At 63.2% G+C, this 14,663-nt stretch carries 14 protein-coding genes and 1 tRNA gene; 8 read left to right on the forward strand and 7 right to left on the reverse strand.

All coding sequences use genetic code 11. From position 1 onward, the window contains the following. Positions 1–43 precede the first annotated feature (43 nt). Positions 44–682 (forward strand): bifunctional 4-hydroxy-2-oxoglutarate aldolase/2-dehydro-3-deoxy-phosphogluconate aldolase, encoded by a 639-nt coding sequence (eda, locus tag JWJ88_RS06210; protein WP_205293254.1) that lies wholly within the window; start codon positions 44–46, stop codon positions 680–682. Positions 683–689: 7 nt separating this feature from the next. Beyond that, complete coding sequence (locus tag JWJ88_RS06215) at positions 690–1,916, forward strand: MFS transporter (protein WP_205293255.1); 1,227 nt, start codon at positions 690–692, stop codon at positions 1,914–1,916. Between the two features lie 74 nt (positions 1,917–1,990). On the opposite strand, the gene JWJ88_RS06220 is transcribed toward JWJ88_RS06215, so the two are convergent. The 4 genes from JWJ88_RS06220 to JWJ88_RS06235 all read right to left on the reverse strand — a co-directional run bounded on the left by JWJ88_RS06220 (position 1,991) and on the right by JWJ88_RS06235 (position 6,407). Next, positions 1,991–3,199 (reverse strand): beta-ketoacyl-[acyl-carrier-protein] synthase family protein, encoded by a 1,209-nt coding sequence (locus JWJ88_RS06220; RefSeq protein WP_205295141.1) that lies wholly within the window; start codon positions 3,197–3,199, stop codon positions 1,991–1,993. A gap of 137 nt (positions 3,200–3,336) precedes the next feature. After that, positions 3,337–3,597 carry an acyl carrier protein gene (locus tag JWJ88_RS06225; RefSeq protein ID WP_205293256.1) on the reverse strand — a complete coding sequence of 87 codons (261 nt, stop codon included), beginning with the start codon at positions 3,595–3,597 and terminating at the stop codon, positions 3,337–3,339. 36 nt (positions 3,598–3,633) lie between these two features. Then, positions 3,634–4,728 (reverse strand): UDP-3-O-(3-hydroxymyristoyl)glucosamine N-acyltransferase, encoded by a 1,095-nt coding sequence (locus JWJ88_RS06230; RefSeq protein ID WP_205293257.1) that lies wholly within the window; start codon positions 4,726–4,728, stop codon positions 3,634–3,636. A 26-nt stretch (positions 4,729–4,754) separates the two neighbouring features. After that, positions 4,755–6,407, reverse strand: a complete 1,653-nt coding sequence (locus tag JWJ88_RS06235) for a L,D-transpeptidase family protein (RefSeq protein WP_205293258.1) — start codon at positions 6,405–6,407, stop codon at positions 4,755–4,757. Positions 6,408–6,695: 288 nt separating this feature from the next. On the opposite strand from JWJ88_RS06235, the gene JWJ88_RS06240 reads away from it, so the two are divergent. Next, positions 6,696–7,256 carry a YcbK family protein gene (locus JWJ88_RS06240; protein WP_205293259.1) on the forward strand — a complete coding sequence of 187 codons (561 nt, stop codon included), beginning with the start codon at positions 6,696–6,698 and terminating at the stop codon, positions 7,254–7,256. Positions 7,257–7,330: 74 nt separating this feature from the next. Here the strand turns inward: JWJ88_RS06240 and JWJ88_RS06245 are convergent, their stop codons facing one another. Together JWJ88_RS06245 and JWJ88_RS06250 are read right to left on the reverse strand one after the other, a co-directional pair. After that, positions 7,331–8,083: an SseB family protein gene (locus JWJ88_RS06245; RefSeq protein ID WP_205293260.1), complete on the reverse strand. Its 753-nt coding sequence runs from the start codon at positions 8,081–8,083 to the stop codon at positions 7,331–7,333. Further along, positions 8,067–8,729, reverse strand: a complete 663-nt coding sequence (locus tag JWJ88_RS06250) for a uracil-DNA glycosylase family protein (RefSeq protein ID WP_205293261.1) — start codon at positions 8,727–8,729, stop codon at positions 8,067–8,069. Before JWJ88_RS06250 ends, JWJ88_RS06245 begins: the two co-directional genes overlap by 17 nt. Positions 8,730–8,884: 155 nt before the next feature. Between JWJ88_RS06250 and JWJ88_RS06255 the strand changes: the two genes are divergently transcribed. The 3 genes from JWJ88_RS06255 to kdsA are packed head-to-tail and all read left to right on the forward strand — an operon-like array spanning position 8,885 to position 12,082. After that, positions 8,885–9,538, forward strand: a complete 654-nt coding sequence (locus JWJ88_RS06255; protein ID WP_205293262.1) for an ABC transporter ATP-binding protein — start codon at positions 8,885–8,887, stop codon at positions 9,536–9,538. Next, entirely contained in the window at positions 9,522–11,252 is a 1,731-nt protein-coding gene (locus JWJ88_RS06260; protein WP_205293263.1) for a capsule biosynthesis protein, read from the forward strand. Before JWJ88_RS06255 ends, JWJ88_RS06260 begins: the two co-directional genes overlap by 17 nt. Then, positions 11,249–12,082 carry a 3-deoxy-8-phosphooctulonate synthase gene (gene kdsA, locus JWJ88_RS06265; protein ID WP_205293264.1) on the forward strand — a complete coding sequence of 278 codons (834 nt, stop codon included), beginning with the start codon at positions 11,249–11,251 and terminating at the stop codon, positions 12,080–12,082. The genes JWJ88_RS06260 and kdsA overlap by 4 nt, the downstream gene beginning before the upstream one ends. Here the strand turns inward: kdsA and JWJ88_RS06270 are convergent, their stop codons facing one another. Next, entirely contained in the window at positions 12,083–13,291 is a 1,209-nt protein-coding gene (locus tag JWJ88_RS06270) for a BaiN/RdsA family NAD(P)/FAD-dependent oxidoreductase (protein ID WP_205295142.1), read from the reverse strand. A gap of 97 nt (positions 13,292–13,388) precedes the next feature. Between JWJ88_RS06270 and JWJ88_RS06275 the strand changes: the two genes are divergently transcribed. Together JWJ88_RS06275 and JWJ88_RS06280 are read left to right on the forward strand one after the other, a co-directional pair. Next, positions 13,389–13,463: transfer RNA gene (locus JWJ88_RS06275), tRNA-Gln, on the forward strand. Between the two features lie 759 nt (positions 13,464–14,222). Continuing rightward, the gene (locus tag JWJ88_RS06280; protein ID WP_240200110.1) at positions 14,223–14,468 is read left to right on the forward strand and encodes a helix-turn-helix domain-containing protein; all 246 of its coding nucleotides are present in this window, start codon (positions 14,223–14,225) and stop codon (positions 14,466–14,468) included. Positions 14,469–14,663 lie beyond the last annotated feature (195 nt).

Consider the following 14,663-nt stretch of genomic DNA (forward strand, 5'->3'; position numbering starts at 1 on the left):
AGCAACCTGCCGCGAAGTTTTCCGAAACGACATGAGGCCCGCCATGACCCCCGAACAGCAGTCCCGCAAGACCCGCGTGCTGTGCGAGCTTGCCCCGGTGATTCCGGTTCTGGTGGTCGGGGATGCTGCCCGCGCCGAAGGGCTGGCGACGGCGCTGGTCGCCGGAGGCCTGCCGGTGCTGGAGGTGACATTGCGCACCCCGGCCGCATTGCAGGTGATCACTGAAATGGCCAAAGTCACCGGCGGCCATGTTGGCGCGGGAACCGTACTCACGCCCGACGACGCCAAGCGGGCGCAGGATGCCGGTGCCAGCTTCGCCGTCGCGCCGGGTGCGACCGAACGGCTGGTGCGCGCCTGCGAGGAAATCGGCCTGCCGCTCCTGCCCGGCGCCGTCACCGCCTCAGAAGTGATGCGGGCGATGGAAATGGGCTTTTCCATGCTCAAATTCTTCCCGGCCGAGGCGGCAGGCGGCGCGAAATCGCTGAAATCGCTGGCCGGGCCGCTGCCTCAGGTCAGCTTCTGCCCCACCGGCGGGGTAAGCATTCAAAATGCCCCGGATTATCTGGCGCTTCCGAATGTGACCTGCGTCGGCGGTAGCTGGATCGCGCCGGATGCCGAGGTGGCCGCCGGGGATTGGGCGGCGATAGAGGCCCGCGCCCGCAACGCATACGCCCTGCGCTGATACCGCCATGTTCGTCGCCCTGACCGAAATCGACCCGATGCGCCGCGCCTGGCGCAACGTCATCGTGCTTTTGCTGGCTCAGGCGCTGCTTGGGGCGCAGATGTCGATGATCTTTATCGTCGGTGGACTGGCGGGCCAGATGCTCAGCCCCAATCCCTGCATCGCCACTTTGCCGCTGTCGATGATGATCCTGGGTTCGGCGCTTTCCGCCCGACCGCTCTCGGGCTTCATGCGGCGGCATGGACGGCGGGCGGGGTTCCTGCTGGCCTGCGGCTCGGCGGCGCTGGGGGCGGCCATTGCCGCCTATGCGCTGGCCGCCGGCAATTTCTGGCTGTTCACTGCCAGCGCGCTGTTCACCGGCGTCTATATGGCGGCGCAGGGCTTTTTCCGCTTTGCCGCCACCGATTGCGCCCCGCCCGAGTTCCAGTCGCGCGCCATTTCCTGGGTGCTGGCAGGCGGGCTTGCCGCCGCCTTTACCGGGCCGGCACTGGTGCGGATGACAGCGGAAGTGACCGCGATCCCGTTTCTTGCCACCTATGCCGCAATCATCGCGCTGAACCTGTTGGGGCCGGTGCTTTTCGCCTTTCTCGACATACCGCGCCCGCCCGCACCCATCCCGGGCAAAACCGAGGGCCGGCCGCTGGCCGAACTATTGCGGGTGCCCCAGATCGCCGTGGCGATGATCTGCGGAATGGTGTCTTATGCGCTGATGAATCTGGTCATGACCTCAGCGCCTCTGGCGGTGGTGGGTTGTGGCTTTGCCACGGCCGATGCGGCCAATATCGTGTCGGGCCATGTGCTGGCGATGTTCGCGCCTTCCTTCTTTACCGGCCACCTGATCGCCCGTTTCGGCGCCAAACCTATCGTCATGGTCGGGCTGGCGATTCTGGGCGGTGCCGGGGCCGTGGCGCTGTCCGGGGTGGATCTGCCACATTTCTTCATCGCCATGATCCTTTTGGGACTGGGCTGGAACTTCGGCTATATCGGTGCAACCGCCATGCTGACCCGGGCCTATCGCCCCGAGGAACGCGAGCGGGTGCAGGGCCTGAACGACGCCGTAGTCTTTAGCGGCGTGTTTCTGGCCTCGCTGTCCTCGGGCGGGCTGATGAACTGCATGGGCGGGTCGGCGCAGGCCGGCTGGAGCGCGGTCAACCTTGCCATGCTGCCCTTCCTGGTGCTGGCGGGCGGAGCACTGCTGTGGCTGATGCTGCGCCCACGCGAAGTGGCACGGTAAGACGCAAGGGTAGGCCCCAGCCGTCAAACCCCCGAGGTTTTCAAACAAGATACTGATATTTTATTTGGCTGCCGTCACGCCTTGCGCAACGCGATCACCGCATTCAACCCGCCAAAGGCGAAGGCGTTGGACAGCACCGCCTCGACCTTGGCTTCGCGCGCCTGGTTCGGAACCACGTCCAGCGCGCATTCGGGGTCGGGCTCTTCATAGCCGATCGTCGGTGCAATAATGCCGTCGCGCAGCGCCATGATGCAGGCCAGCAACTCGACCGCGCCGGTGCCGCCGATCAGGTGACCATGCATGGATTTGGTGGAAGAGATCATCAACCGGTCCGCATGATGGCCGAAGGCATGGGCAACGGCGGCGCATTCCGTCTTGTCATTGGCCGCGGTCCCGGTGCCATGGGCGTTGATATACCCCACCTCATCGGGACGCATATGCGCGTCCTGCATGGCCCCGGTGATCGTACGCTCGGCACCGATGGCCGAGGGCATGACGATATCCTGCGCATCCGCCGACATGGAAAAACCCACCACCTCGGCCAGGATATCGGCACCGCGCGCAACCGCATGCTCCCAATCCTCGAAGACGAAAACCCCCGCGCCCTCGCCCTGCACCATGCCGTTGCGCGTGGCCGAGAACGGGCGGCAGGCGTCCTTGGACATGACGCGCAGCCCCTCCCATGCCTTGACGCCGCCAAAGCACAGCATCGCCTCGGAACCGCCGGTCAGCATCACCGACGCCGCGCCCGAGCGCACCATGTTGAAGGCCAGACCCATGGCGTGGTTCGAACTGGCGCAGGCGGTGGCCACGGTAAAGCTGGGCCCCAACAGCCCGTATTCCATGCTCAGATGCGAGCAGGCCGCGTTGTTCATCAGCCGGGGCACGACAAAGGGATGGACGCGGTTCTTCCCCTCTTCATAGACGGTGCGGTAGTTTTCGTCCCAGGTGTTCATGCCGCCTGCAGCGGTGCCCAGCACCACGCCCGAGCGCAGGCCTAACTCGCCCTCGAAAATCAAGCCCGACTGCGCCACTGCCTGACGCGCGGCAAGCAGCGTGAACTGGGTGAACTTATCGTAAAGAACGATCTGCTGGCGGTTGAAATAGGTCTCGGCCTCCCAGTCGCGGACCTGCCCGCCAATGCGGATGGCCAGCCGGTCGACATCGCGGAAATCCAGCGGGCCGATGCCGCAGCGCCCCTCGCGCATGGCCTCCAGCGTCGAGGGCACGTCGCGGCCAAGTGCGTTCACCGTGCCCATGCCGGTAATGGCGACGCGGCGCATGCCGTTGGCATGCCGTCCCATGATCACCTTGCCCAGCATGGTGCGGGCGATCTTGGTCGCGCTTTTGACCTTGCCTTTGACCTTGCCGGTTTTGCGTTCCGATTTGGGCAGCTTTGGGCCCTTGTTCTTCTTGGCGTTCATGCCTTTTCAGCGATCAACTTTTCAACTGCGCCGACGATGGCGCCCAGACTGGAGATATCGAAGTCCGACTTCTCGGGTTCATTGGCGTTGAACGGCACCGAGATGTCGAACGCCTCTTCGATGGCAAAGATCGACTCGACCAGACCAAGGCTGTCGATGCCGATCTCTTGTGGCGACATATCGAGCTTCAGCTCGGACGGGTCCAGCATCGCCTGTTCTGCGATGATCTGGATGATGCGATCGCTGACTTCTGTCATCTCGGCCTCCGTTCTGTTCCGGTATATGCGGAAATGTTATTGCGCATCGCCCTTGTCGAGCAGTTTCTTAACAGTTTCGCGAAGCTCGGCCACCTGCGCATAAAGACGCGGCAAGCGGCGGATGTTCTTTTGCGCCTCGACATGCGTCTCCATCTTGACGGCCGGGCTACCCAGCAGCACCCGGCCGGCGGGCGCATTGGTGAATATCTTGGTCGCACCGCCGGCGATCACATCGTCGCCCACGAAGATGTTGTCGGATACACCGACCTGCCCGCCCAGCACCACGCGATTGCCGATCCGCGCCGAGCCGGCGATGCCCACCAGTCCGCAAAGCAGGCAGTCTTCGCCCACGATGCAATTGTGGCCGACCTGCACGAGGTTGTCGATCTTGGTGCCGCGCCCGATACGGGTCGCACGGATGGTGCCGCGGTCCACGGTCGAGTTGGCGCCGATCTCGACATCGTCGCCGATCTCGACCCCGCCCAGCGAATGGATGCGGGTCCAGTGCTGCTGGCGGATCTCATGCCGCTCGCCCAGAGATTCACGGATTTCCTCGACACCGGATTTCTCGGGCGTGACAAAGGAAAACCCGTCCGCGCCCAGCGAGACCCCCGGATTAAGGATCACCCGGTCGCCCAATGTCACGCCATGGGCGATGCGGACACCGGGGTGGATCAGCACGTCGCACCCGATCACGGAATCCGCACCGATCGACACATGCGAGGCGATGCGCGCCCCTGCCCCGATACGGACCCGCGCACCGATCACCACGAAAGGACCGATGGCGGCATCGGGCGGCAAGTCGGCTGTCGGATCGATCACCCCGCTGGGATGGATGCCGGGGGCGATGCCGGGACCGGGATCAAAGGCACGGGTCAGTGCTGCCATGGCCAGCCGCGGCCGCGCCACCACGACGGCGGCACGCAGTCCCAGCGTTTCGGGGTCCATCCCCTCGGCCAGCACGGCCATGCCGCCCGGCGCAAGCTTTTCGGCATAGGCGGGCGAGGTCGCCAGTGCGATCTGGCCCTCGCGCGCCTGCCCCGCCTCGGCCGCACCGTTAACGATCATATTGCCGTCGCCCCAAAGACGGGCATCAAGTGCGCGGGCCAGATCGGCGATGGTCAGTGTCATGGGACTCCCCTTGGTTCGGGGTTCATCTATTCATCCGTGGCGGCGGAATCCAGTCCGGCCTTGATCAGCGCGGCATATACCAACGCATCACGGCCATAGATGTCGGGAAAACGGCGGATCTTGCCCGTCTCATCGGGAAAGGCGGTGAAATACACCAGATGCACCGGCAACGGCGGGCGCAGGTTCAGATAGGTCTCGCGCCCGGACTTCAGCGCCTTCGAGAACACCGCCTCGGGGCTTTCGACCTGGCCCTTCAGCAACTCATGCGCCAGATCAACGGGCCGGCCCACGCGGATGCAGCCATGCGAATAGGCCCGGCTGGACTGGTTGAACAAGTGCTTGGTCGGTGTGTCGTGCAGATAGATGTTCCAAGGGTTCGGGAACATGAACTTGACCTGTCCCAAGGCATTGTCGTCGCTGGGTTTCTGCCGCATCCGATAGGGAAAGCTTTTCGCGGTGTATTGGCGGAAATCGATCCGGTCGCGCGAGATCACATTGCCAGCCCCATCCACCACGTCCAGATGGCCGACCGCATGACGGTTGGCCTGAAGCCGCGGCAGGTATTCCTTGACCGTGATCGAGCGCGGCACGTTCCAGCGCGGGTTGACCACCATATATTTCATCAACTCGGTGAATTCGGGCGTTTCGAACTCGCGGTTGGCCTTGCCGACGACGACGCGGGTTTCGAAGATCTCCTGTCCGTTTTCATAGATGCGGGCGTTGAACTCGGGCAGGTTCACCCAGACGTGACGGGCAGCCAGATCATGGCCGCGCATCCAGCGCATGCGCTCCAACGCGACGAGGATCGCCTCGGCCTCGGGTCCGGTGCCGCGATTTAGCCGCGCGACGGTGCGCGGCCCGGCCACCCCGTCTGCCGGCAACCCGGCCGCCTGCTGATAGGCAGCGACTGCCTGCTGCAACGGCGCGTCGAAGGTCAGCGGACTGCCTGCAGGGGGGGCCGCGAAACCGATCGAGGCCAGCCGGACGCGCAGCGCGGCGATGGCCGGATCGCTGACACCCGAACGCCAGAGCCCGTCGGGCACCGCTGGCGCATCGGCCGGGGCGATCAGTTGCGACTGGCTGGTCAGGGCCCGGCGCAGGGCCTCGTAGCGCGGATCATGCGGCGGCAGATCCGCCAACACAGCGGCGGGATCGGCGGCTGCAGCAAAGGCGCGCAGCAGATCGCCGGTGCGCGGGCGGTGAACCTCTCGCTTGATGCCGGATTCGACTTTGCGGGGGTCGAGGACCCCGCCCGATATGTCGTGGGACCAATCTGCGAATGCGCGGGCAAAGCGGATCTCGTCCTCGACCCCCAGAACGGCCTGGCGATCGAGACGGCGCAAGCCGGCCTGATCATAACGCCGGACGGGCAGCCCGTGCGAGGCCGCCTGCTCAACCGCCGCGATCAATGCCGTCCGGCGCGTGGCGCCTTCCACCCCGATGAAGATGGGTTTCAATCCGTTCGTGCCATAGAAGTCTGCCAACCCCGGATGCTCGGCGACCTGCGCGGCCAGTTGCATTTCCTGCTGGGAAAAGCTGAGCCGGGGTGCGGGCAGCGCGGCCATCGGCGCAGCATCCAGCGCCTGGGCCTGTACCAAGCGCGGCAAGGCCACCAAAACGGCCGCAACAACCGCCACGCGAATCAACCCGGTAAAGCGCACCTGACATTCCCTTTGCATCTGCGGCAAATCTTCGCATTTGTGCCGATTCCGGTCCAGCGAGCCACGTTTTTTCTTGCGTTACTGATGCAGCACCAACACGGCCACGCAAAAACATCGGGTTTGGTTCCGAATCACTTAATTTTCGGCGGATTCTTGCCGAGTATGGCGGAAGTTCGCTGCAAGTGGAACGAAAAGCTTCCCTCGACTCGCGCGCTGGTGACATATTCTTAACCGGTTCCGGCTAAACCGGAGCGTGCCGTTTCAACGGGCGGCAGAACAAAAACGAAGCAGGACAGGCGATCTGACATGACGTTCGAATCTATCTCGCGTCGGGGCATCCTTGGCGTCTTTGCGGCGACCACGGTGGCAGCAGCGCCGGTTATGGCCAATGCCTTCGGACTTTTGCGCGGCGCCGGCGATATTCGCCGCATTCGCATGTATTCGGGGCGCACGGGCGAAAGCATCGACACAGTCTACTGGGTCAATGGCAAGTATATCCGGGATTCCCTGAATGAAATCAATATCTTCATGCGCGACTGGCGTTCTGGCCAGGCGATCGGAATCGATCCGCGCACGATTGATATCGCCGCAGCCTCTCACCGGCTGCTGCAAACCAACGAACCCTATATGATGCTGTCGGGCTATCGCTCGCCCCAGACCAACGCAATGTTGCGTTCGCAGTCTTCAGGCGTGGCCAAGAACTCGTTGCACATGGTGGGCAAGGCTGCGGACATGCGCCTCAAGTCGCGCTCGGTCTCGCAAATGTACAAGGCTGCTTCCGCCTGCAACGCGGGTGGTGTCGGTAAATATTCGCGCTCGAACTTCGTCCATATGGACTGTGGCCCGATCCGCCACTGGGGCGCCTGACTCGCGATCAATCAATTCAAGGTGATCGCTCTAAGACCCGCCCCTTGGGGCGGGTTTTTGTTTGCGGCAATCCCTTAACGCAATCGCGGCGGGGCCGAGGGATCGCGCCGCACCGGCTCGGGGGCCGGGGGCGGCGGGGGCGGTTCCAGGATCAGCGCCTCTCGCGGCAGATCCCGTTCGGCAAAGCCGATATCGACACCTCCGGGCAGTTCGGGCAGGAACGCCAACAACTCGGCCAGCGCCTTGGCCACCGCGCCTTGGTGTGCGGGATCGACACCGGCAAGAATAAGCGCATGGCCTTGGCGGCCATCGTGCCATTCGGCCATCACCAGCGCCAGCCGCCCAACCAGACCTATCATGTCACCCAATCTTTGCGCCAGCGGCTCGGCCAGCAACGCCACGGCCTCGGGCGCCGGAGCGCCCAGCCGCCGCGCGGTTTCGTCGGGCGCCATGCTGGGCCGCGCCTGAAGCGCACGCACGAGCCAACCCAAAACCTCTGCATCCAGCATCAATTGCGAGGCATACCCCGGATTGACCAGAAGGCCGCGCCCTTCGTCGGCAAGCGCCCCGGCAAGCACCCTGCCGGGCATGGCAATGTAAGCAACGGGTCCACCGACGAAACCGGCCAAGCGCTCTTCCCGGTCGCAGGCCAGTGCAAAGCGTCCTTCGGGCAGGTCGAAAAGCTGCAACTCGGCGCGATCATCCGCCGGCTCTTCCAACAGCGCGGCGAAAAGCTCGGTATCGGCCAAGCGGGACAGGATACGGGCCCGAGCCGGGGCGTCGGCATCGTGAAAGGGGACCTGGCAAAGTTCATCCAGCGGAGTCATCGTCTTCTCTCAGCAGGGCGGCAATGGTTGCGCGCAGTTCCGGCAGCAGTTCGGCCTGAAACCAAGGATTGCGCCGCAACCACGCGGTATTGCGCCAGGACGGGTGAGGCAAGGGGAAGATGTGCGGCGCATGCGCGCGCCAGCCGGCGACGGTCGCCGTCACCCCGCCCCGCCCCGCGGCACCCAGATGCCAACGCTGCGCATGGCCGCCGACCAGCAGCGTCACCTGCGGCTGCAATTCGGCCATGACCCGTGCGCGCCAGGTTTGGGCGCAGATCGGCGGCGGCGGCAGGTCCGACCCCTTGGCGTCATAGCCCGGGAAGCAAAAAGCCATCGGCACGATGGCGATACGCGAGCGGTCGTAGAAAACGGGCTCGGGCACCCCCATCCAGTCGCGCAAGCGATCGCCCGAGCGGTCGGCAAAGGGCCGCCCGGCCTCGTGCACGCGCATGCCGGGCGCCTGACCGACGATCAGGATACGCGCCCCAGTCTGAAACCATGGCACCGGACGTGGGCTATGGCGCGTGGCCGTCAGCGCAAAGCGCGGCGCGCAAAGCCGGCAGGCAGAGATTTCACGGACAAGGCTGGATGGGGCGGGCATCTGTGGCAGATAGGCGCACGGCCCGGGATGGAAAAGAGCCGGCATTCACAATATCTCAACTATTGATCGCCACGGTAGACAGCCCAAACCCCCGGACATATTGTCCGGCCTGCTGCGGACGAGGGTTTCGGGCCGCTGCGGGAACGGTGTATGTTGTAACCATTGCCAGCCTGCGCAGGCGCGCGGACCAGGACGGCCAGATGATCGAATTCGACAATGTCTCAAAATCGTTCTGGACGGGAACCCAGCGCAAGGTAATCCTCGACCGCGCCTCGTTTCGGATCGAACCGGGGCAGTCGATGGGCATTCTTGCACCGAACGGCACCGGCAAGACGACGATCATCAACATGATGTGCGGGCTGGAAAAGCCCGATGAGGGCACGATCCGCACGGATTGCCGGGTGTCCTTTCCCCTGGGTTTCATGGGGGGCATCACCTCGTCGCTCAGCGCCAACGAAAACGCCCGCTTCATTGCGCGCATCTATGGGCTGGACCCGGATTATGTAGAGGCATTTTGCCGCTGGCTGACCGATATCGAAGAATATTTCGACATGCCGGTCGGCACCTACAGCGCCGGTATGCGTTCGCGCTTTACCTTTTCGCTGATGCTGGCATTGGAGTTCGACATCTATCTGATCGATGAGGGCATGCCCAGCACGACGGATGCCGAATTCAACCGCAAGGCCGGAACGGTCCTTTACGAGCGCCTGAAGTCCTCGACCGTGGTCGTGGTGTCGCACCAGGCGCAAACCATTGAAAAATTCTGCAATTCCGCTGCCGTCCTGCGCAATGGCAAGTTATACCAGTTCGAAACCCTCGAAGAGGCAAAGCAATATTATGACTACACCGCCTAAAGCGCGCGCCTATCGCATCAGCCGCGAAGAGTCGGTGCTGGCTGTAGGCCAAGGCCCGCGTGCGGTCGAAGCGGCCAGAAAGGTGCAGGTCGAAGTTCACAGGCGGGCCGTATCTACGCCCCCCGAGCAGGCGCCCGAACAACTTTTCAGCACCAGCGAGGATGGCTTCGGCGATATGCGCTTTCCCGGTGCGGCAAAAGAACCGGCCCAGCCCGCGCAGGACACGCCGCCTATGGCCGAGCGCCTGACAGCCGTGCGCGCCGAGAATCTGACCGACCGTCAGTTGCGCATGGCCCGCCGCATCGCCGCCATGCACGAGATCGAGGCCGAATCCGATCATGAAGCGGTGATCCTGTTGCGCGACCGCGGCATCGACCCGTTCCATCGCGACTCAGTCGGCCGGATCCTGTCCGAGGAAGGCGCCCGCGCCCAAGTCCAAGCCGGTGCAAACATGCCGGTGCCGACACGCCAGACAAGCCCCGCACGCCGCGGTCCGGGAACAGAAATCGTGCCGCTGCCGCCGGGCACGACGCAGCTCCCCTCTCGCGAGACGCTGACCGAGGACCGCCGGGCGGCCGAGATCATCCGCATCCAGCAAGACATTGCCCGCCGCCGTCGCCGGAAACTGACGATGCTGCTGGTCCGGCTGGCGGTCTTTGTCGGCCTGCCGACACTGATCGCGGGCTGGTATTATTTTCACATTGCCACCCCGCTTTACGCGACGGTCTCGCAGTTTCAGATTCAGCAGGCCGAACAGTCCGGCTCGGGCGGCGCGGGTGGGCTGTTCGGCGGCTCTCCCATGGCAGCCAATACCGATTCGGTGTCGGTGCAAAGTTACCTGACCTCGCGCGATGCGATGCTGCGGCTGGACCGCGATCTGGGCTTCAAGCGCGCCTTCCAGGACCCTGCCATCGATCAGGTCCTGCGTCTGGGGCCGGAAGCGACGAACGAGCAAGCCTATAAGCTGTATCGGAATTCGGTGAAGATCGGCTACGATCCGACTGAGGGCGTGATCAATATGGAGGTCATCGCCCCCGATCCCAAGCTTAGCCAGGAATTCTCGATGGCGCTGATCGAATATGCCGAAGGTCAGGTGGATCAGATGACGGCCCGCCTGCGCGAGGACCAGATGAAGGGCTCGATCGAAAGCTATCAGGACGCCGAGGAAAAGGTACTTCTGGCGCAGCGCCGCGTGCAAGAGTTGCAGCAGAAACTGGGCGTGCTCGACCCGGCGGCCGAAGGCGGTGTCATCATGGGCCATATCGCCGATCTTGAGCGGCAGTTGTCGGAAAAGAAGCTGGAACTGGGCCAATTGCTGTCCAATGCCCAGCCGAACCAAAGCCGCGTCGCCGGGGTCGAAGGCGATATCAGCCGGCTAGAGGAAATGCTGGCCCAGACCCGCAGCCAGTTGACCGAGGGCAATAATATCCGCGGATCTCTGGCGGCCATCTCGGGCGAGATCCGCATCGCCGAATCCGACCTGCAGACGCGGCAGGAGTTGCTGGCCAATGCCGCCGCACAGATGGAAACGGCGCGGATCGAGGCCAACAAGCAGGTCCGCTATCTTTCGCTGTCGGTTGCGCCGGTGCCCCCCGACGAACCGACCTATCCCAAGGCTTTCCAAAGCACTGTCGTGGCTTTCCTGGTGTTTTCCGGCATCTATCTGATGCTCTCACTGACGGCCTCGATCCTGCGCGAACAGGTATCCTCATGAAACACGTCCAGATCGGCAACGTCACCTTCGGCAATGATCGGCCCTTGGCATTGATCGCCGGCCCTTGTCAGCTTGAAACCCTCGACCACGCGCTGATGATCGCTGAAACCGTCGCCAAGGCCTGTGAACAGGCCGGGGCGGGCTTCGTTTTCAAGGCCAGCTATGACAAAGCCAACCGAACCTCGCTGAAGGGGCGGCGCGGAATTGGCATCGACGAAGGGCTGCGCATGCTGGAAGAGGTGCGCCGCCGCTTTGGCTGCCCGATTCTGACTGACGTGCACGACATCGAACAGGCGCGTCTGGCGGGTTCGGTCGTGGATGTGATCCAGATCCCCGCCTTTCTGTCCCGTCAGACCGATCTGCTGCTGGCCGCGGGCCAGACCCCAGCCGCTGTGAACATCAAAAAAGGTCAGTTCCTGGCCCCCTGGGACATGGACAACGTCGCCGAAAAGGTCGCGTCGACCGGAAATGAACGCATCCTGCTGACCGAGCGCGGCGTCAGTTTTGGCTACAATACGCTGGTCACGGACATGCGCAGCCTGCCGATCATGGCGCGGACCGGCTGGCCGGTCATCATGGACGCAACCCACTCCGTGCAGCAGCCGGGCGGACAGGGCGGTTCATCGGGCGGACAGCGCGAATTCGCCCCGGTCATGGCGCGGGCAGCCGTGGCTATCGGCGTGGCGGGCGTCTTTATCGAAACGCATCAGGACCCCGACAACGCACCCTCCGACGGGCCGAACATGATCCATCTGGATCGGATGCCGGCGCTGATCTCCTCGCTCATGCGTTTCGACGCTTTGGCGAAGGCCGATCCGGTAATGGGCTGATCAGTCGTCGGCGATGGCCCGTGCCGCCGCATGGGCCGAAGCCCAGGCCCACTGGAAATTATAACCACCAAGCCAGCCGGTCACGTCGACCACCTCGCCGATAAAGTAAAGTCCGGGAACGGATTTCACCTGCATGGTCCGGGAATCGAGCGCGCGCGTATCAACACCACCCACCGTGACCTCTGCCGTGCGCCAGCCCTCTGTTCCCACGGGGCGCAGCATCCAACGGTTGACCCGTCCGCCCAGCCCGTCAAGCGCGACATTCCCCTGATCGGCGAGCCGCACCCCGCATAACCCCGTCTCGGCAACGATCGCCTCGGCCAGCCGGGCGGGCAGCCAGCGCGACAGAGCCGAGGCGACAGCAACACGCCCGCCCTGCCCGCGGATATCCCGCAGCCCCGCCGCGACATCCACCTCTGGCACCAGATCGACGGCGATTTCTTCTCCTGGCTGCCAGAAGCTTGAAATCTGCAGGATCGCCGGCCCGGACAGACCGCGGTGGGTAAACAGCAGCCCGTCGCGAAACCTGTTGCGCCGCCGCCCGGCACCATGGCTGACCTCGGCAGCTACGGACAATCCGGCAAGTGGGCGGCAAAGGTCCAGATCCTGCTGGGCAAAGGTCAACGGCACCAACCCGGCCTTTGGTTCGACCAGCGCAAGCCCAAAGCGCGTAGCGATATCATAGCCGATCCCGGTCGCACCCATTTTGGGGATCGACTTGCCACCCGTGGCCACCACCACCCGGCGCGCCATAATCGGGCCGCCAGAGCTAGTGACCCGGAATCCTTGCTCCGCCAGCTCAACCTTTTCGACGGCCGTCCCCATCCGCAACTCGGCCCCGCGCATCCGGTGCAACAGCATGTCGATAATCTGCCGGGCGCTGCCATCACAGAATAGCTGACCCAGCGTTTTCTCGTGCCAGGCAATACCGGCCCGATCGACCATGGCGACGAAATCCGCCGGAGAAAACCCCGCCAGAGCCGAGGCCGCAAAGCGCGGGTTACCCGAAACAAAGCGATCCAGCCCGGTTGCGAGATTGGTGAAATTGCACCGCCCCCCGCCCGAGATGCGGATCTTTTCACCCGGCGCCCTCGCGTGATCCAGGACGATGATCCTCTCCGACCGGTCTCGCGCATGCTGCAAAATCGAGCCTGCGCAGAAAAGCCCGGCCGCCCCGGCACCAAGAATGACTGTGTCCACCTGTTCCATGCGCGGCGCATAAAACTCTTGGAGGGAACCCACAAGATTTTTCCTTTTTTCCCCCTTGCACCCCCCCGCCGCCTTGGCTAGATACGCCCCCACAAGTTGGGGCGTGGCCAAGTGGTAAGGCAACGGTTTTTGGTACCGTGTACCGTAGGTTCGAATCCTACCGCCCCAGCCAATTCACCTAATTCGTTGATAGCAAGCGATGTTATCGTCGCCGATCTAGGTTTTTACCTGTGCTGTCATCAGCTTAGCAGACCCTAGGACTACCTATCCACTGTCGCTGTCCTTGGAAGGGCAGACCCTAAGTGCCCCAAGAGATGCCCCAAGGCTTTCCTGGCGGTGTCTATGAAGACACCCGAGACGGTCGGAGCCTCGGGCAAAGGACTTTATCATGGTTCAGGTATGGGAAGTCTATCCAGCCTGCTCCACCAAGAACTCGTACAGCATTTCCTGACACTCCCGCCGGTAGGTCTGACCCAGCCGCTGCCGAAGGGAATGGGATTCTGCCGTGGAACTCCAGACACGATCCGTCAGCCATAATCCCACGACCACCATCAGAAGTGCAGATTGCCTTCTCATTCTCATCTTCAACTTTTTCGAAGAATTTTTCGTGTATAGCTCGAACTTCAGCTTTGAGCACTCCGGAGGCTTTGGCCCGGTAGATCTGTTCCGCACGCTCGGGAACCTCCTGGCAGTGAACCTTCGCGAGTTCTCCAAAGGTTGCGTTATAGGTCTGCGCAAACCCCGTCTCAACCAAGGAGGCAGCCATGGCACCAGCCAAGGCTGATCGAAGAAAAATTACCACGGCAGGGCTATTCCCCATCTGTCTTCCACCCATCGCGAAGTGCTCCCAATCATAAAATACTTCCTAGAATCTGCCTTTTCGCAGAATACTTCATAGAGCAAGCAGGATAAGTCTTGCTTGTGCGCGGGGATGGATACCGACCCCGACACCTTTCTCAGGGCCTATGCGCGGGTACTGCGCAGGCATCGCAAGGACATGAACCTCTCGCAGGAGGAACTCGCGTTTCGGGCAGGGTTGAGCATGCGCTATGTGTCGTTACTTGAGAGTGGGAAGCACCAGCCCAGCCTCAGCACGATGAAGGCATTAGCCGATGCCTTGGACACGAACCTTACCGCGATGATCGGTGAAGTCGAGAACGACAACGATCAAGAATAGAGCCTTGCCTCACGCGGCTGGGCGGCACGTTACAGCGTTATGATGGAAAGGAGTTATCGGCTTTACTCAGGCTGCGGTTTGAGAGGCGATCAAGCATGCCTGTGAAGTCGCCCGACGGAGGCGCAGTATGGCATGCGCAGCAATCCTGGAATAGCGACCGCTCGAGCGTCCCGCAGTGAGCAGCCCGCTGAAGGG

The organism is Paracoccus methylovorus (assembly GCF_016919705.1).
Classification (GTDB): Bacteria; Pseudomonadota; Alphaproteobacteria; order Rhodobacterales; family Rhodobacteraceae; genus Paracoccus; species Paracoccus methylovorus.